General features: G+C 61.2%; 17 protein-coding genes and 5 tRNA genes. 11 read left to right on the top strand and 11 right to left on the bottom strand.

Features of this window, described 5'->3' with window-relative positions; genetic code table 11:
- Positions 1–5: 5 nt before the first annotated feature.
- From H7993_RS07190 to H7993_RS07160, 7 genes are all read right to left on the bottom strand, one after another.
- A complete protein-coding gene (locus H7993_RS07190) occupies positions 6–716 on the bottom strand; it encodes an ABC transporter permease (protein ID WP_122479262.1) in 711 nt (236 codons plus the stop codon).
- On the bottom strand, positions 713–1,441 hold the full coding sequence (locus H7993_RS07185) for an ABC transporter permease (RefSeq protein WP_185793912.1): 729 nt from the start codon (positions 1,439–1,441) through the stop codon (positions 713–715). The genes H7993_RS07190 and H7993_RS07185 overlap by 4 nt, the downstream gene beginning before the upstream one ends.
- Before the next feature lie 69 nt (positions 1,442–1,510).
- On the bottom strand, positions 1,511–2,293 hold the full coding sequence (locus H7993_RS07180) for a transporter substrate-binding domain-containing protein (protein WP_185793911.1): 783 nt from the start codon (positions 2,291–2,293) through the stop codon (positions 1,511–1,513).
- Between the two features lie 256 nt (positions 2,294–2,549).
- Positions 2,550–4,259 (bottom strand): ATP-dependent DNA ligase, encoded by a 1,710-nt coding sequence (locus H7993_RS07175; protein ID WP_185793910.1) that lies wholly within the window; start codon positions 4,257–4,259, stop codon positions 2,550–2,552.
- Complete coding sequence (locus tag H7993_RS07170; protein ID WP_185793909.1) at positions 4,256–5,266, bottom strand: ligase-associated DNA damage response exonuclease; 1,011 nt, start codon at positions 5,264–5,266, stop codon at positions 4,256–4,258. Before H7993_RS07170 ends, H7993_RS07175 begins: the two co-directional genes overlap by 4 nt.
- 144 nt (positions 5,267–5,410) lie before the next feature.
- Positions 5,411–5,486: transfer RNA gene (locus H7993_RS07165), tRNA-Asn, on the bottom strand.
- A 60-nt stretch (positions 5,487–5,546) separates the two neighbouring features.
- Entirely contained in the window at positions 5,547–6,743 is a 1,197-nt protein-coding gene (locus tag H7993_RS07160) for an amino acid aminotransferase (RefSeq protein ID WP_185793908.1), read from the bottom strand.
- 288 nt (positions 6,744–7,031) lie between these two features.
- On the opposite strand from H7993_RS07160, the gene uvrB reads away from it, so the two are divergent.
- The 9 genes from uvrB to H7993_RS07115 all read left to right on the top strand — a co-directional run bounded on the left by uvrB (position 7,032) and on the right by H7993_RS07115 (position 13,722).
- Positions 7,032–9,047 carry an excinuclease ABC subunit UvrB gene (uvrB, locus tag H7993_RS07155; RefSeq protein WP_122479256.1) on the top strand — a complete coding sequence of 672 codons (2,016 nt, stop codon included), beginning with the start codon at positions 7,032–7,034 and terminating at the stop codon, positions 9,045–9,047.
- A gap of 219 nt (positions 9,048–9,266) precedes the next feature.
- Complete coding sequence (gene gltX / locus H7993_RS07150) at positions 9,267–10,745, top strand: glutamate--tRNA ligase (protein WP_185793907.1); 1,479 nt, start codon at positions 9,267–9,269, stop codon at positions 10,743–10,745.
- 304 nt (positions 10,746–11,049) lie between these two features.
- A tRNA-Ala gene (locus H7993_RS07145) sits at positions 11,050–11,125 on the top strand.
- 69 nt (positions 11,126–11,194) lie between these two features.
- A tRNA-Glu gene (locus tag H7993_RS07140) sits at positions 11,195–11,270 on the top strand.
- 53 nt (positions 11,271–11,323) lie between these two features.
- Positions 11,324–11,399, top strand: a tRNA-Ala gene (locus H7993_RS07135).
- Between the two features lie 43 nt (positions 11,400–11,442).
- Positions 11,443–11,518: transfer RNA gene (locus H7993_RS07130), tRNA-Glu, on the top strand.
- A gap of 122 nt (positions 11,519–11,640) precedes the next feature.
- On the top strand, positions 11,641–12,078 hold the full coding sequence (locus tag H7993_RS07125; protein ID WP_122479254.1) for an acyl-CoA thioesterase: 438 nt from the start codon (positions 11,641–11,643) through the stop codon (positions 12,076–12,078).
- A gap of 102 nt (positions 12,079–12,180) precedes the next feature.
- A complete protein-coding gene (locus tag H7993_RS07120; protein WP_122479253.1) occupies positions 12,181–13,125 on the top strand; it encodes a tRNA dihydrouridine synthase in 945 nt (314 codons plus the stop codon).
- A 150-nt stretch (positions 13,126–13,275) separates the two neighbouring features.
- Positions 13,276–13,722 (top strand): Hsp20 family protein, encoded by a 447-nt coding sequence (locus H7993_RS07115; protein ID WP_122713242.1) that lies wholly within the window; start codon positions 13,276–13,278, stop codon positions 13,720–13,722.
- 70 nt (positions 13,723–13,792) lie between these two features.
- On the opposite strand, the gene H7993_RS07110 is transcribed toward H7993_RS07115, so the two are convergent.
- Together H7993_RS07110 and argF are read right to left on the bottom strand one after the other, a co-directional pair.
- On the bottom strand, positions 13,793–14,878 hold the full coding sequence (locus tag H7993_RS07110; RefSeq protein ID WP_185793906.1) for an ABC transporter ATP-binding protein: 1,086 nt from the start codon (positions 14,876–14,878) through the stop codon (positions 13,793–13,795).
- The gene (gene argF, locus H7993_RS07105) at positions 14,875–15,795 is read right to left on the bottom strand and encodes an ornithine carbamoyltransferase (protein WP_185793905.1); all 921 of its coding nucleotides are present in this window, start codon (positions 15,793–15,795) and stop codon (positions 14,875–14,877) included. The genes H7993_RS07110 and argF overlap by 4 nt, the downstream gene beginning before the upstream one ends.
- Positions 15,796–16,074: 279 nt before the next feature.
- Here argF and H7993_RS07100 point away from each other — a divergent pair, with 279 nt between their 5' ends.
- Positions 16,075–16,368 carry a hypothetical protein gene (locus tag H7993_RS07100; protein WP_122479249.1) on the top strand — a complete coding sequence of 98 codons (294 nt, stop codon included), beginning with the start codon at positions 16,075–16,077 and terminating at the stop codon, positions 16,366–16,368.
- Between the two features lie 134 nt (positions 16,369–16,502).
- Positions 16,503–16,844: a Grx4 family monothiol glutaredoxin gene (grxD, locus tag H7993_RS07095; protein WP_043187303.1), complete on the top strand. Its 342-nt coding sequence runs from the start codon at positions 16,503–16,505 to the stop codon at positions 16,842–16,844.
- 102 nt (positions 16,845–16,946) lie between these two features.
- Here grxD and bfr read toward each other — a convergent pair whose 3' ends face one another.
- Positions 16,947–17,423, bottom strand: a complete 477-nt coding sequence (gene bfr / locus H7993_RS07090; protein ID WP_185793904.1) for a bacterioferritin — start codon at positions 17,421–17,423, stop codon at positions 16,947–16,949.
- Between the two features lie 199 nt (positions 17,424–17,622).
- Positions 17,623–17,844: a bacterioferritin-associated ferredoxin gene (locus H7993_RS07085; RefSeq protein ID WP_122479247.1), complete on the bottom strand. Its 222-nt coding sequence runs from the start codon at positions 17,842–17,844 to the stop codon at positions 17,623–17,625.
- Positions 17,845–17,887: the final 43 nt, after the last annotated feature.

The following is a 17,887-nucleotide window of genomic DNA, read 5'->3' as shown; positions in this document are numbered from 1 at the left end:
AGGTCCTAGTGCGTCGGGCCGAGAAAGGCCAGCCAGCGGCGTTCGGCCAGGCGAAACAGTCCGACCAGAGCGAAGGTGACGGTCAGGTAGATCAGCGCGGCGATACCGAAGGATTGGAAGGTCAGGAAGGTCGCCGAATTGGCGTCACGCGCGACCTTGAGAATGTCCGGGATGGTGGCGGTGAACGCCACCGTGGTCGAGTGCAGCATGAGGATCACTTCGTTGCTGTAGTAGGGCAACGACCGGCGCAACGCCGACGGCATGATCACATAGGCGTACAGCTTCCAGCCGCTGAGGCCGTAGGCCTTGGCCGCCTCGACCTCGCCGTGGTTCATGCTGCGGATCGCACCGGCGAAGATTTCCGTGGTGTAGGCGCAGGTGTTCAGCGCGAATGCCAGCACCGTGCAGTTCATCGCGTCGCGGAAGAAGTCGTTGAGCAAGGGCTGCCCACGCACCGCCTCCAGGCTGTAGATGCCGGTGTAGCAGATCAGCAGCTGGATATAGAGCGGGGTGCCGCGGAACAGGTACGTGTAGAACTGCACCGGCCAGCGGACCCAGCGCCGATTCGAGACCCGGGCGATCGACAGCGGCACCGAGAACACGAAGCCGATCACCAGGGCGGCAGTGAGCAGCCACAGAGTCATCGCCAGGCCGGTGATGTTCTGCCCGTCGGAGTAGAGGAACGGTCGCCAGTATTCTTGAAGAAGCTCGATCATCGCAGGGCCTCCCGGGTGCCCGCGCTGTAGCGTCGTTCAAGCCAGCGCAGGGCGATATTGGAGGCACTGGTGATCAGCAGATAGATGAGCGCGGCGAGCACCAGGAAGTAGAACAGTTGATAGGTGCTCTTGCCCGCGTCTTGGGCGGCCTTGACCAGATCGGCCAGGCCGATGATGGACACCAGCGCCGTGGCCTTGAGCATGACCATCCAGTTATTGCCGATACCCGGCAGGGCGTAGCGCATCATCTGCGGAAACACCACATAGCGAAAGCGCTGCGAGCGCTTGAGACCATAGGCCGTAGCCGCTTCGAGTTGCCCGCGCGGTACTGCCAGCATGGCACCGCGAAAGGTCTCGGTGAAATAGGCGCCGTAGATGAAACCCAGGGTGATGACCCCAGCGGCGAAAGGATCGATTTCGATGTAGTCCCATTCCAGCGCTTCGGTAATACCGGTCAGCCAGGTTTGCAGGCTGTAGAAAATCAGCAGCATCAGCACCAGATCGGGCACGCCGCGAATCAGGGTGGTGTAGAGCTGCGCAGGCACGCGCAGCGCCGCGGCGCCGGACAGCTTGGCGCTGGCGCCGATCAGACCAAGCACCACGCTGACCAGCAGCGAGAGCAGGGAAAGCTTGATGGTCATCCAGGTGCCCTCGAGCAGCAACGGGCCGAAGCCCTTCAAGCTGAACGTAGACAACCCGAGGTACTGCAAAAGGTCATCGAACATGAATCTGGCCTTTGCCGATCAAAAAAACGCCCATCCCCTAGCGGGAATGGGCGCTGTCACAGCGGGGGTTTATTTACCGCTGTACAGGTTCAGCTCACCGAAGTGTTTCATCTGGATTTCGCTGTAGGTGCCATCATCATGTAACGCTTTGATACCTTTATCGATGAACGCCTTGAGTTCCTTGTTACCTTTGGCGATACCCACGGCCGTCTTGGCCGGCAACAGCTCGCTGTCGATAGCGTCGCTGACTTCATAGCCAGCACCCTGTGGCGACTTCAGGAAGCCCAGCTCGGCCTGCAGCATGTCTTGGATGGACGCGTCGAGACGACCCGAGATCAAGTCGGCGTACACTTGGTCCTGATTCTGATAGGCCTGGGTTTTCACCCCAGCCTTGTCGAGCACGGCCTTGGCATAGGCTTCCTGGATGGTGCCTTGCTCGTAGCCGACGGTCTTGCCCTTGAGCGACGCCACGTCGGTGCTCAGGCCTGCACCTTTCTTGAACACCAACGAAGTCGGGCCTGAGAACAGTTCGTTGGAGAAGTCGATGACTTTCTCCCGCGCCGGGGTGACGGTCATCGAGGAAATCACGCCATCGAATTTCTTCGCCTTGAGTCCCGGAATCATGCCGTCGAAATCGCTTTCGACCCACTTGCAGGTCACTTTCAGTTCCTTGCAGATGGCATTGCCCAGATCGATGTCGAAACCCACCAGGCTGCCGTCGGCGGCCTTGGATTCGAACGGTGCGTAGGAAGGATCGACCCCGAAGCGCAACTCCTTGTATTCCTTGGCCATTGCGCTGCCGGCCGAAAACGCCAGGGCCAGAGCAGAAAGGGTCAGCAATGCTTTTTTCATCGTGCAGTCCTTAAAACCAGTTGAATGCGTTGGTGAGGGCGATGTGCGTTACCGGCAAGTGCCAGACATCGTTTTGATAGCAATTTCCGCACCATAGTCCCAGTGCAGACCGCTCTGAGCAAGGTTGTGTCGCGTGGCAGCAAGTTTTGCCATGGCCCGAGTCCGCTTGGATGTCCGCGCTGCGCGTCATTGGTACAGCAATGCCCTGAAATAATCCACGGCAAAAAAATGCACCTCGACGGTGCATTCAGAAGGGTCAGGCCAACAGGTCCTGCAGGGTCGCCAGGCTGTCCGCTTCTGCCACCGGTTTGTCGTGGCGCCAGCGCAACATGCGCGGGAAGCGCACCGCAATACCGCTTTTGTGGCGCTTGGACAAGGCAATGCCCTCGAAGCCCAATTCGAAGACCAGCGTCGGGGTCACGCTGCGCACCGGGCCGAACTTCTCCACGGTGGTCTTGCGAACGATCGCGTCGACCTTGCGCATTTCTTCATCGGTCAATCCGGAATAGGCCTTGGCGAACGGCACCAGCGTTCGCTCGGACGCTTCGGGTGGGCCATCCCACACGGCGAACGTGTAATCGCTGTACAGGCTTGCCCGGCGCCCGTGGCCGGCCTGGGCATAGATCAATACCGCGTCGACGCTGAACGGGTCGACCTTCCATTTCCACCAGGTGCCCATGTCCTTGGTGCGGCCGACGCCATACAGCGAATCGCGGGCCTTGAGCATCATGCCTTCCACACCCAGCGCGCGCGACGCTTCGCGCTGTCGGCCGAGGTCTTGCCAATCGTCGCCGGTCAATACCGGCGAGGGGCGCAGCACGGGGTCGGCGGCCTGCGCGATGACCTGTTCCATCCGCGTGCGACGTTCGTGCTGCGGGCGGTTGCGCCAGTCTTCCCCTGCCCATTCGAGCAGATCGTAGGCGAGCACCACCACCGGAATCTCCTCAAGGATTTTCTTGCTCAAGGTTTTACGGCCGATGCGCTGCTGCAGCAGGGCGAACGGCTGCACGGCGGGTGCATCGGCCGACGCACTCGATGACTCGTCCAGGCTGAAATGTTCAGGTGCCACATCGGTTGCTGGCGGAGTCTTCCAGACCACGATCTCACCGTCGATGACCGTACCGTCAGGCAGGCTCGCGGTCAGTGAGTGCAGCTCCGGGAAGCGATCCGATACCAGTTCCTCGCCGCGCGACCAGATCCACAGGCGCCCGTCGCGCTTGACCAGCTGGGCGCGAATCCCATCCCACTTCCATTCCACCTGCCAGTCGCTGCTGGGGCCCAACAAGGTGTCGAACTGATCGACCGGTTGCTGCAGGGAGTGGGCGAGGAAAAACGGGTAGGGCTGGCCACCTCGTTGGGCATGTTCGTCCGCCGATTCCTGGGCGATGAGCTTGAGGTAACTTTCGGCGACCGGACGGTGCGACAGATCGGTGTAGCCCACCAGGCGCTGGGCGACGCGCTTGCTGTCGATACCGGCCATCTGCGCCAGCGCGCGGGTGACCAACAGCTTCGACACACCGACGCGAAAGCTGCCGGTGATCAGCTTCAGGCACAGCATCAAGCTGGTCCGATCCAGCTGCGCCCACAGCGGCGGCAAGCGCGCGTGGAGCTCCTCGGGCGGCAGCCCGCGCAGGGGCAACAGGGCGTTTTCCAGCCACCAGGCCAGGCCTTCGTCGCTGCTTTGCTCAGCTTCGGGCAGCAACAGCGAGAAGGTCTCGGCCAGGTCACCTACGGCTTGATAGCTTTCTTCGAACAGCCACTCGGGCACGTTCGCCAGTTTGATCGCCAGCTCGCGCAGGATCTTGGTCGGCACCAGCTGCCGTGGACGGCCACCGGAAAGGAAGTACACCGCCCAGGCAGCATCGGCCGGTTGCGCCTGACGGAAGTAATCTTCCAGAAACTGGCGCTTGGCATTGGTCGAGGTGGTTTCGTCGAGATTGGCATACAACTGCGCGAAAGCTTTCAAGACGCGACCTCCTGAGGTTCCTCTTCATTGCCGTACTCAGTGGTGAACCCCTGTGCGTCCAGGCCGATGTCGCGCAGATAGCGCACCAGCACTTCTACCGAGCCATGGGTGACCATGACCCGCTCGGCCCCGGTCTGCTCGATGGCCCACAGCAGGCCTGGCCAGTCGGCGTGGTCGGACAGCACGAAGCCTCGATCTACGCCGCGACGGCGGCGGGTGCCGCGCAGACGCATCCAGCCACTGGCGAAGGCGTCGCTGTACTCACCAAAGCGGCGCATCCAGGTACTGCCCCCGGCCGAGGGCGGGGCGATGATCAACGCGTTGCGCAGTGCCGGGTCGGTTTTCTTGAAGTCCCCGGCGTACTGGGTTTCCGGAATATAGACGCCGGCATCGCGGTAGACGCGGTTCAGCGGTTCGACCGAGCCGTGGGCCAGAATCGGTCCGATGCTGGCGTCGATGCCATGCAGCAAGCGCTGGGCCTTGCCGAAGGAGTAGGCGAACAACACGCTGGCCTTGCCTTGCTCGGCGTTGGCTCGCCACCACTGGTTCACTTCCTCGAAGATCTCCGCTTGCGGCTGCCAGCGATAGATCGGCAGGCCGAAGGTCGATTCGGTGATGAAGGTGTGGCAGCGCACTGGCTCGAAGGGCGCGCACGTACCGTCCGGCTCGACCTTATAGTCGCCCGAGGCTACCCACACCTCACCTTTGTATTCCAGGCGGACCTGGGCCGAGCCCAGTACGTGTCCGGCAGGATGGAAACTCAAGGTCACACCGTTGTGCTGCAGGACTTCACCGTACTCGAGCAATTGCAGGTTTATGTCCTGGCCCAGGCGAGTGCGCAGGATGCCTTCGCCCGGTGCTGCGGCCAGATAGTGTTCATTGCCCGTGTGCGCGTGGTCGCCGTGACCGTGGGTGATCACCGAGCGCTCGACGGGCTTCCACGGATCGATATAGAAATCGCCGGCGGTGCAATACAGACCTTCGGGACGAGCGACGACAAGATCCATGGCAGGTCGGCCAGGTAATGGGTGTGTTGTTATGAGGGGGTGGGGCCGGGGAAAGTTCGAAGGCATGCGCCTTGATGAGCGCTGCGCGTGGCCCGTGACGCAGGCATGAAAAAGCCCCTGCGATGAGGGGCTTGTTTCAGAATCTGGCTCCACGACCTGGACTCGAACCAGGGACCCAATGATTAACAGTCATTTGCTCTACCAACTGAGCTATCGCGGAATCTGCTGCGTATGTTACTGATTGTTAAGGGGAAGTCAAGCCTTCCCCTTAACAAGGTTGTTACAGCACCTTGACGATGGCCTTGATCACGCCGTCGATATTGCTTTGGTTCAAGGCGGCCACGCAGATGCGCCCGGTATCCAGCGCGTAGATGCCGAACTCGCTGCGCAGGCGACCGACCTGCTCGGTGCTCAGCCCGGAATACGAAAACATCCCCGCCTGGCGAGCGACGAAGGTGAAGTCACGGTTGGCGCCCTGGGCAGCCAGGCCCTCGACCATTTGCAGGCGCATGCCGCGAATGCGCTGGCGCATCTCGCCCAGCTCGGCTTCCCACATGGCTCGCAGTTCGGGGCTGTTGAGCACGTTGGCGACGATCATCGCGCCATGGGTCGGCGGGTTGGAGTAGTTGGTACGAATGACCCGCTTGATCTGCGACAGCACGCGCGCGCGCTCGTCGCTCGACTGGGTGACGATCGACAGCGCGCCCACCCGCTCGCCATACAGCGAGAACGACTTGGAAAACGAACTGGAAACGAAGAAGCTCAAGCCCGACTCGGCGAACAGGCGCACGGCCGCCGCGTCTTCCTCGATGCCGTCGCCAAAGCCCTGATAAGCCATGTCGAGGAACGGCACGTGGCCCTTGCGCTTGACCACATCCAACACGTTGACCCAGTCCGCCGCGTTGAGGTCGACCCCGGTGGGGTTGTGGCAGCATGCGTGCAGCACAACGATGGAGCCTGCGGGCAGGGCGTCGAGGTCTTCGAGCATGCCTGAACGGTTCACGTCGTTGCTGGTCGCATCATAGTAACGGTAGTTGCGGACACTGAAGCCTGCAGCTTCGAACAGCGCACGGTGGTTTTCCCAGCTCGGATCGCTGATCGCGACGACCGCATCGGGCGACAGCTGCTTGAGGAAATCTGCACCGATCTTCAGGGCGCCGGTACCGCCAACGGCCTGCGTGGTGACCACACGGCCCGCTGCCAGCAGGGGCGACTGGGCACCGAATATCAAGGTCTGTACGGCCTTGTCGTAGGCAGCGATGCCGTCGATGGGCAGATAGCCACGGGCCGCGTGCTGTGCAACGCGCTGCGCTTCGGCTTCGATCACCGCGCGCAGCAGGGGAATTCGCCCCTCTTCGTTGCAGTACACGCCCACACCCAGGTTCACCTTGTCGGTGCGGGTGTCGGCGTTGAATGCTTCGTTGAGGCCCAGGATAGGATCGCGGGGTGCCAATTCGACAGCGGAAAACAGGCTCATTTTTACCGTAGCTCTGATCGGGAGTAAGGAAGGGTGCACGCTTCATCCATGCTGCGCGAAGCGGTGCGCGAGTGGGATGTCAGTATAAAGACGCTTGGCTGACGGGGCGACAGGTTGCACCTGGTTTTACCTGTTTTTGCCGATTTATTTTCGACCATTGGTCCCGCGTTTACCGGAGGTCTTGGGCCTTGCCCTTGAAACTCGTAGGAACAGGCGCAAACTAGGGTTAAGTACTGTCTATAAATACAGTCGGAAAATGTCCGGCTGGTGCGACTCATGAGGTGTGGCATGTCCGAGTTCCAACTCGTTACCCGTTTCGAGCCTGCTGGCGATCAGCCGGAAGCCATTCGCCTGATGGTGGAGGGTATCGAGGCAGGGCTGGCGCACCAGACATTGCTGGGGGTAACCGGATCGGGCAAGACGTTCAGCATTGCCAACGTGATTGCCCAGGTGCAGCGTCCGACACTGGTGCTGGCGCCCAACAAGACCCTGGCAGCTCAGCTGTACGGCGAGTTCAAGGCGTTTTTCCCGAACAACGCCGTCGAGTATTTCGTCTCCTACTACGACTACTATCAGCCCGAAGCCTACGTGCCTTCGTCGGACACCTTCATCGAGAAGGATTCCTCGATCAACGATCACATCGAGCAGATGCGCCTGTCCGCCACCAAGGCACTGCTCGAGCGCAAGGACGCCATCATCGTCACCACGGTGTCGTGCATCTACGGCCTGGGCAGCCCTGAAACCTATCTGAAAATGGTCCTGCACGTGGACCGCGGCGACAAGCTCGACCAGCGCGCGTTGCTGCGCCGTCTGGCCGACCTGCAATACACCCGCAACGAAATGGACTTCGCCCGCGCCACGTTCCGCGTGCGCGGCGACGTCATCGATGTGTTCCCGGCCGAATCCGATCTTGAAGCCATCCGTATCGAGCTGTTCGATGACGAGGTCGAGAACATCGCCGCGTTCGACCCGCTGACCGGCGAGGTCACGCGCAAACTGCCGCGCTTCACCTTCTACCCCAAGAGCCACTACGTTACTCCGCGCGAGACCCTGCTCGGCGCTGTGGAAGGCATCAAGGAAGAGCTCAAGGAGCGCCTGGACTACTTTCGCGACAAGAACAAGCTGGTGGAAGCCCAGCGGCTGGAGCAACGCACCCGCTTCGATCTCGAGATGATCCTCGAACTGGGCTATTGCAACGGCATCGAAAACTATTCGCGCTACCTCTCCGGCCGCCCTTCGGGCGCCGCTCCGCCCACGTTGTACGATTATTTGCCAGCCGACGCCCTGCTGGTGATCGACGAGTCCCACGTCAGCGTTCCGCAGGTGGGTGCGATGTACAAGGGCGACCGCTCGCGCAAGGAAACCCTCGTCGAGTACGGCTTCCGCCTGCCATCGGCGCTGGATAACCGGCCGATGCGTTTCGACGAGTGGGAAGGGGTGAGCCCGCAGACCATTTTCGTCTCTGCTACCCCCGGCAACTACGAGGCCGAGCACGCCGGCCGCATCATCGAGCAGGTGGTGCGTCCGACCGGTCTGGTAGACCCCCAGGTGGAAGTGCGGCCGGCGTTGACCCAGGTGGATGACTTGCTGTCCGAGATCCGCAAGCGCGTCGCCACCGACGATCGCATTCTGGTTACCGTGCTGACCAAGCGCATGGCCGAGGACCTTACCGATTACCTGGCCGACCATGACGTGCGCGTGCGCTACCTGCACTCGGACATCGACACCGTGGAGCGGGTCGAGATCATTCGCGACCTGCGCCTGGGCGCGTTCGACGTGATCGTGGGGATCAACCTGCTGCGCGAAGGCCTGGACATGCCCGAGGTCTCGCTGGTGGCGATTCTGGATGCCGACAAGGAAGGTTTCCTGCGCTCCGACCGCTCGCTCATCCAGACCATTGGCCGTGCCGCGCGAAATCTCAATGGGCGTGCCATTTTGTATGCTGATCGCATGACCGGTTCGATGGAGCGTGCCATCGGCGAAACCGAGCGCCGTCGCGAGAAGCAGATCGCCTTCAACGAGGCCAATGGCATCGTGCCCAAGGGCGTTATCAAAGATGTCGCCGATATCATGGAAGGCGCCACCGTGCCCGGCTCGCGCAGCAAGAAGCGCAAGGGCATGGCCAAGGCTGCCGAGGAGAACGCACGCTACGAGAACGAGTTGCGCTCGCCGAGCGAGATCACCAAGCGCATCAAGCAGCTGGAAGAGAAGATGTACCAGCTGGCGCGGGACCTGGAGTTCGAAGCGGCAGCACAGATGCGCGACGAAATCGGCAAGCTGCGCGAGCGCCTGCTCAAGGTCTGACACCGCGTCGCCCCCTTTGCGGGTAGAACCCGCTCCCACAGAAAAGCACCAACCAGCCCGCCCCCATGTGGGAGCGGGGCGGGCGGCCTAGCCCTCTGCCCGCGAAGGCCGCACTGCGTTCCCAGCCGAGCACCCATGCCCGTCGCCACACGATTCTGGAGCCTTGCCCCCAAGCCCTGCTAACATCGGCGTTTCGATTCAACCTGCTCGAGACCCTTCATGACCGTTCGTACGCGTATCGCCCCATCGCCCACCGGCGACCCCCATGTCGGCACGGCCTACATCGCCCTGTTCAACTATTGCTTTGCCAAACAGCATGGCGGCGAATTCATCCTGCGCATCGAAGATACCGACCAGTTGCGCTCCACCCGCGAATCCGAGCAGCAGATCTTCGACGCCCTGCGCTGGCTGGGCATCGAGTGGAGCGAAGGCCCGGACGTAGGCGGCCCTCACGGCCCTTACCGGCAAAGCGAGCGGGGCGACATCTACAAGCAGTACGCCCAGCAACTGGTCGACATGGGTCACGCGTTCCACTGCTTCTGCACGGCCGAAGAACTCGACCAGATGCGCGCCGAACAAACCGCCCGGGGCGAAACCCCGCGCTACGACGGTCGTGCCCTGTTGCTATCGGCCGAGGAAGTCCAGCGTCGCCTGGCAGCAGGCGAGCCCCATGTCATCCGCATGAAGGTCCCTACCGAGGGCGTCTGCGTGGTCCCGGACATGCTGCGCGGCGATGTCGAAATCCCGTGGGACCGCATGGACATGCAGGTCCTGATGAAAACCGACGGTCTGCCCACCTACTTCCTGGCGAACGTGGTCGATGACCACCTGATGGGCATCACCCACGTGCTGCGCGGTGAAGAATGGCTCCCCTCGGCGCCCAAACTGATGAAGCTCTACGAATACTTCGGCTGGGAGCAACCGGCACTGTGCTACATGCCGCTGCTGCGCAATCCTGACAAGAGCAAGCTGTCCAAGCGCAAGAATCCGACCTCGGTCACGTTCTACGAGCGCATGGGTTTCATGCCTGAAGCCATGCTCAACTACCTGGGCCGCATGGGCTGGTCGATGCCCGACGAGCGCGAAAAGTTCTCCCTGGCTGAAATGGTCGAGCACTTCGATCTTTCCCGTGTATCCCTGGGCGGTCCGATCTTCGATATCGAGAAGCTCTCGTGGCTCAACGGCCAGTGGTTGCGCGAGCTGCCGGTGGAACAGTTCGCCGCACGGGTACAACAGTGGGCTTTCAACCCTGACTACATGATGAAGATCGCTCCCCACGTGCAGGGCAGGGTGGAAACCTTCAGTCAGATCGTTCCGCTGGGTGGCTTCTTCTTCGCCGGCGGGCTGCAGCTGGACGCGCGCCTGTTCGAAAGCAAGAAACTCTCTGCGGACCAGGTGCGGCAGCTGATGCAGTTGATCCTGTGGAAGCTGGAAAGCCTGCGCCAGTGGGACAAGGAACGCATCACCGCGACCATCCAGGCCGTGGTCGAGTCGCTTGGTTTGAAACTGCGCGACGCCATGCCGCTGATGTTCGCCGCAATCACCGGGCAAGCCAGCTCGGTGTCGGTTCTGGATGCCATGGAAATCCTCGGCCCGGACCTGACCCGTTTCCGCTTGCGCCAGGCCCTCGACCTGCTCGGCGGCGTCTCCAAGAAAGAAAACAAGGAGTGGGAGAAGCTCCTGGCTGCAATCGCCTGACCCCCGACGCGGCTCGCGCCGCTGCTACAGAAGATCGCGGGCCCGGCACACCGCACGTGCATCCGATGCACCGCGATCCCTGTAGCAGCGGCGCAAGCCGCGTCCAGCCACACCACCCGTCCATCAGGCACCCCACGCCCCCTGTAGCAGCGGCGCAAGCCGCGTCGCCCTTGGCTCCAACCGCGCATATCCGGTAAGTCCCTGTAATCGCGATAAAAAACTTCAGAATAATTCTGAAAATAAGTTTGACACCCTGGCGAGGTCGTCTTAATATGCGCCCCGTCCACACAGCAACACACTGTTTGGGGCTATAGCTCAGCTGGGAGAGCGCTTGCATGGCATGCAAGAGGTCAACGGTTCGATCCCGTTTAGCTCCACCAAATTCCAGGTTCGATGTCACGTGCTGACAACGAGCCGATCAGTTCCAGACTGATCTTGGTAGAAGGTATGTCCCCTTCGTCTAGTGGCCTAGGACACCGCCCTTTCACGGCGGTAACAGGGGTTCGAGTCCCCTAGGGGACGCCAGTTGTACAGAAATGCCGAGTGAAGTCGGCATTCCGCCGCAGGGCGATAAATTCGGGGCTATAGCTCAGCTGGGAGAGCGCTTGCATGGCATGCAAGAGGTCAACGGTTCGATCCCGTTTAGCTCCACCAATTTGCCGGAGTCCGCAACAGCGGGCTTGACTGAAGGTTTTGCGTCCCCTTCGTCTAGTGGCCTAGGACACCGCCCTTTCACGGCGGTAACAGGGGTTCGAGTCCCCTAGGGGACGCCACGATTACCCGCTCTGCGGGACTTATAAGGCTCATTCGATTATTGAATGAGCCTTTTGTTTTTCTGCCCTCGCAATAATCGCCCATTCCTGAATCGCCACCGCCCAATTCTTCAGGAGCGCCCATGAACTGGGATCGGCCCACCCCCTTCGTTATCCAGCTCCAGGTCCAGTCCGACGACATCGACGGCCTCGGGCATGCCAACAACGCAGTCTACGTGACCTGGCTCGAGCGCTGTGCCTGGCAGCACTCGCAGCACCTGGGTCTGGATCTGGCAACCTACCGCCAGTTGGATCGCGCCATGGCCGTGGTGCGCCATGAGATCGACTACCTGGCCAGTGCCCACGAAGGCGATGAGCTGCACCTGGGTACCTGGATCCTCGACTGGGACCGCCGCCTGAAAATGACACGCCAATTCCAGCTACTGCGTCCGCGCGATGGTGCGGTGCTGCTGCGGGCCCGCACTACCTTCGTGTGCATCGAGCTGTCCAGCGGCAAGCCCAAACGCATGCCGCCGCAGTTTCTGGAAGGGTATGGCTCGGCGATAGCCATCGAGCCCTAGAGCTATCAATTCTTGGCACCATCGGGTAGCAGCGCTGCCGTCGATGTGCAGGCTTTCTGCTAGAATCCGCTCCCTTTCACGCCTCTGCCCGAGAACTACCCCATGCAATTAGCTTTGGCGCCCATGGAAGGGTTGGTCGACGATATCCTGCGCGACGTCCTCACCCAGGTCGGCGGCATCGACTGGTGCGTCACCGAGTTCATCCGCGTCAACGAGCGCGTGCTCACCGCCGCCTACTATCACAAGTTCGGCCCCGAGCTGCTCACCGGCGCCAAGACCCGTGCCGGGGTGCCGCTGCGCGTGCAACTGCTTGGCTCCGACCCCTCGGCCCTCGCCGACAACGCTGCGTTCGCCTGCACCCTCGGCGCGCCCGTGATCGATCTGAATTTCGGCTGCCCGGCCAAGACGGTGAACAAGTCCCGTGGCGGCGCGGTGCTGCTCAAGGAGCCCGAGTTGCTCCACCGCATCCTGCGCGAAGTGCGCGCCACCGTCCCTGCGCACATTCCCGTGACGGCCAAGATGCGCCTGGGTTTCGATACCCCGGACAGCGCCATCGAATGCGCCACGGCCTTGGCCGAGGGCGGGGCGGATGTGCTGGTGGTGCACGCGCGGACCAAGGTCGATGGCTACAAGCCGCCTGCGCACTGGGAGTGGGTCGCCAAGGTGCAGGACGTGGTGAAGGTGCCGGTCTATGCCAACGGCGACATCTGGACCGTGGCCGACTGGCGGCGCTGCCGCGAGGTCAGTGGCGCGCAAGACTTCATGCTCGGTCGGGGCCTGGTGTCCAGGCCCGACCTGGCTCGGCAGATCGTCGCGGCCCGGCAAGGCATCGAGCTGCCTGACATGACCTGGTCCGAGCTGCTGCCATTGATCCGCGAATTCTGGCGCCAGGCCCGTGCGCAACTGACACCACGCCAGGCACCGGGCCGGCTCAAGCAGTGGCTGGCCATGCTGACCCGCACCTACCCCGAAGCGACCGAGCTGTTCACCCTCGTGCGTCGCGAGCAGGATTGCGACGCCGTGGAACGGCTGCTGCAGCCGGGCTAGCGGGCCGCCTTACCGCACGAAAAAATGGCTGCGCCGTTAAATTTTTTCGTGCGAACTCTTGAAAGCCCTTGGGTGGTCCCTATCTATGGGGTACGCGATGCCGAATTCGGGTCGCGGAGACAACCACTCGCTGAGATTCAGGAGAGACACATGGCTACTGCATTTTCCCTTGCTCCGCTGTTCCGCCACTCCGTGGGCTTCGATCGGTTCAATGACCTGTTCGAGTCTGCCGCACGCAACGAGTCGGCCAGCAGCTACCCACCCTACAACGTCGAAAAGCATGCCGATGATCAGTACCGTATCGTCATCGCTGCCGCAGGCTTCCAGGAAGAAGACCTGGAGCTGCAGGTCGAGAAGGGCGTACTGACCGTCAGTGGTGGCAAGCGCGACGCCGATACCAGTGCAGTGACCTACCTGCACCAGGGCATCGCCCAGCGCGCGTTCAAGCTGTCGTTCCGCCTGGCCGACCATATCGAGGTCAAGGCCGCAGCGTTGAACAACGGGCTGCTCAATATCGACCTGCTGCGTGTCGTGCCTGAAGAGGCCAAGGCCAAGCGGATTCCCATCAACGGATCCGCGCAGACTCGTTTGCAGTAACGCTTGAAGCCGTAGAAGAAAGGGCGCCTGGTGGGGCGCCCTTTTTTATTGCCTGAAATTCTTCGGGTTGTCAGGCCTGTCGGCGCGTGCCGGCCAGTACCGGCACACTGCCTGCTGCAGGAAACAACACCAGATGGTCGGCGGCGACCTGAATGCCAACCTCGGTGCCTGGCGGGTAATCCAGGTGGCTGGGGAATACGGCTTCAAGTTGGCTGCCGGTCGGTAGCTGCAGGCGATACAGGGTAGCGGCGCCCTGGAAGCTCTTGCCGACGATGCGTGCCTTGAGCGAGCTGTCGGGCGCGTGCACGATGTCGTCGGGACGCAGCAGCAGATCGACGGTGCTACCGGCAGGCCATGTATAGGCGCGGTTGCCACGCAGAACACCCAGCTCGGTACTCACCGTCTCCGGATCCAGCAGTTGACCACGTATGAAATAGCCCTGGCCGATGAAGCTGGCCACGAACGGCGTAGCGGGTTCATGGTACAGGTTGTACGGCGTATCCCACTGCTCCAGCCGACCCTCCTTGAACACGCCCACATGATCGCTGACGGCGAAGGCTTCTTCCTGATCATGGGTGACCAGGATCGCGCTGGTACCGCGGCGCTTGAGAATGTCCCGCACTTCGTGACTCAAGCGACGGCGCAGCTCGACGTCGAGGTTGGAGAAGGGTTCGTCCAGCAACAGCAGCTGCGGCTCCGGCGCCAGTGCTCGGGCCAGCGCGACACGCTGTTGCTGGCCACCCGACAGTTCATGGGGATAGCGTGCATCCAGGCCACCCAGGTTGACCAGTTCGAGCATGTCGCCGATGACCTGTGCCTGGCGCGGATGCTTGCGAATGCCGAAGGCGATGTTCTGGGCCACGGTCAGGTGGGGAAACAGCGCGTAGTCCTGAAAGACCATGCCGATCCGACGTTTCTCCGGGGCCAGGGTGTGCCCGGCCTTGGAAATGATTTCGCCATCGAGCGTGATCTCGCCTTCATGAACCGGCTCGAAACCGGCGATGGCGCGCAGGGTCGTGGTCTTGCCGCATCCAGAGGAGCCGAGCAGGCAACCGATGTCGCCTGCATTCAAGTGCAGATTGAGGTTCTGGACCACGCGTTGGGCGCCGTAGCCGCAGGCCAGGTTGCGCAGTTCGAGCAGCAGTGCGGTGCTCATTCAGGGCGATACCCTGGAGCGACCAGAAATTCCAGCAGCGCTTTCTGCGCATGCAGGCGGTTCTCGGCCTGGTCCCAGGCCACGGCGCGAGGGTCGTCGAGTATGTCGTGGCTGATTTCCTCGCCGCGATGTGCAGGCAGGCAATGCATGAACAACGCGTCGTCGGCCGCCAGGTCGAGCAGCTCGCGGTTGACCTGATAGGGCTTGAACAGCTTCAGGCGGCGGGCGGTTTCTTCTTCCTGGCCCATGGAAGTCCAGACGTCGGTGCTGACCAGATGCGCGCCACGTACGGCTTCGCGCGGATCGCGGACCACGCTGACGCGGTCCGGGGCCATGGCGAGGAATCGCGAGTCGGGCTCGAAGCCTTCGGGGCAGGCAATGCGCAGTTGGAAGTCGAACTGGATGGCCGCTTCTATATAGCTGTGGCACATGTTGTTGCCATCGCCGATCCAGGCCACGGTCTTGCCTTGAATGGCACCACGGTGTTCCAGGAATGTCTGCATGTCGGCAAGCAACTGGCACGGATGCAGGTCATCGGACAGGCCGTTGATCACCGGTACCCGCGAGTTGGCGGCGAACTCGGTCAGTGTCTGGTGGGCGTAGGTGCGGATCATCACCGCATCGAGCATGCGCGACATGACGATGGCACAGTCGCCGATGGACTCGCCACGGCCCAGCTGTGTATCGCGCGGGGACAGGAAAATCGCCTGGCCGCCGAGCTGGATCATGCCGGCTTCGAAGGACAGGCGGGTACGCGTCGACGATTTCTCGAAGATCATGCCCAGTACGCGGTTCTTCAAGGGTTCGAAAAGCACGCTGCGCTGGCGCAGGTCCTTGAGCTCGATGCCTCGACGAATGATGCTGATTAGCTCTTCGGGCGTGCAATCCATAAGGGAGAGAAAGTGCCTTGCGCTCATCATTGACTACCTTTTGCCACGGACCGCAGGTACTCGAAAACAGGTTTTTCGGAAAAACGAGTGAGACCTGCGGCGAAAGCCGCACGGGGCGACGAAATAAGGGAAGGCGCCATCCTATAAGGAACTGTCGCCTTTTACCAACAGCCACTGCAGTTTTGAACGGGGCCAACAAGTTTCACAGGGTTTCGATAGCTGGATGTTTCGCCCGACCATCTGACGTTTCCTAAACATCGGGCGTGGGTTATAAATGCGTCTTGGGAAACACACGGAGTTTGCGGAATGGAATCGAAAGAACAACAACTGCTGGAGCTGCTCGGCCTGACCGCGCGCACCCTGACCCACCTGACGGCATCCATGACCTCGATGTCGTTCGAACTGCTGCGCAGTTCCGACGAGGTCACACGCTCGGCAGGCAAGCACATGATCGATCGCATGGCGACCATCAGCACCGGCCTGGACGACCACTGGCGCCTCATCGGCGAACTGACCGGTGTGCATGTCGCCCAGGAAGAAGTCGAAACTGTCCTGGAAATCCAGCTGCAGGCACTGCCACCTTCGCTGCCGCTGAACTAGTTCGGCACACTTGGCAACGCCTTCGCTCTGAGCAACGGTCAGCGCAAGAGCCCGAGCGTAGCGCTCGGCTTTCCGTTACAATGCCTCACCGTGCCGACGACTGAGTCGGATATACAAGCCGAGCGAGGTGCTCCATGGATATTATCGAAACGATCAAAGAGCAGATTGCCAACAACACAATCCTGCTTTACATGAAAGGCTCGCCGAATGCGCCCCAGTGCGGTTTCTCGGCCAAGGCTTCGCAGGCGATCATGGCCTGTGGCGAAAAGTTCGCCTACGTCGACATCCTGCAGAACCCGGAAATCCGTGCAAACCTGCCCAAGTACGCCAACTGGCCGACTTTCCCGCAGCTGTGGGTGGCCGGTGAGCTGGTAGGCGGTAGCGACATCGTGGCCGAAATGGCCGCCAACGGTGAATTGCAGACGCTGGTCAAGGACGCTTCGGCCAAGGCCGCACAGCCCAAAGCCGACGCGTGATCCGCTTGCTGGCTGGCCTTGGTGCCAGCCAGCCATGAAAAAGCCCCGCCTGTTCACACAGCGCGGGGCTTTTTCATGGTGTCGCGTCAGGGTTGGGAAGACTCAGCTTTCTTCGCCCATGCTCGACTGCAGGTAGTTCTCGATCCCGACCTTGTCGATCAGGCCCAGTTGAGTCTCCAGCCAGTCGATCTGTTCTTCCTTGCCTTCAAGGATGTCTTCGAGCATTTCGCGGCTGCCGAAGTCGCCAGCGGTTTCGCAATGAGCGATGGCGCCTTTCAGATCGCCCAGGCCCTTGTATTCGATCTTGAGATCGCAGGCCAGCATTTCACCGGCGTGTTCACCGATCAGAATCTTGCCCAGTTCCTGCAGGTTGGGAATGCCCTCGAGGAACAGCACGCGCTTGATCAGCTTGTCGGCGTATTTCATTGCGTCGATCGACGCCTTGTATTCGTGCTTGCCCAGCTTGTTCAGGCCCCAGTCTTCGTACATGCGGGCGTGCAGGAAGTACTGGTTGATGGCGACCAGCTCGTTTCCGAGGATCCTGTTGAGATGCTGGATGACGCTGATATCGCCTTTCATGATCAGAGAGCCTGCGCGGGTATAGGAGTAATGGCGTGAAGTTTGGCCTCAGGAACTAAGCATGTCAAACCTAAGTTATTGAATACTATATGAAAATTAATCGGAATAAGAATGACTGAGTTCCGCGTTTGTTGCTAAGTCGTTGTATTCCAGACATAAAAAAACCGGGCGGGGCCCGGTTTCTTCAAAGACGGTGGTTTTACGCGGGTGTAAATTCTGCTGGGTAGGGCAGTGCAGAGGCTTGAGCGGTCTGGATTTGAGTCAGGGTATCGCGTACCACTTCCTTGGCTAGGCAGGCACACTTACCGCACTGCGTGGCCACGCCGAGGGTTTCACGCACGTCACGAAAGCTGCAGCAGCCTTCGTAGATCGCATCGCGAATCTGACCATCGGTGACACCCTGGCAAAGACAGACATACATACGTAAGAACCGCCGCTGTGTTGGTTTCAATGCGGACGATCCT

The organism is Pseudomonas baltica, from assembly GCF_014235765.1.
In the GTDB taxonomy this organism is placed as follows: Bacteria; Pseudomonadota; Gammaproteobacteria; order Pseudomonadales; family Pseudomonadaceae; genus Aquipseudomonas; species Aquipseudomonas baltica.
This window is presented reverse-complemented; position numbering and strand designations above follow the sequence as displayed.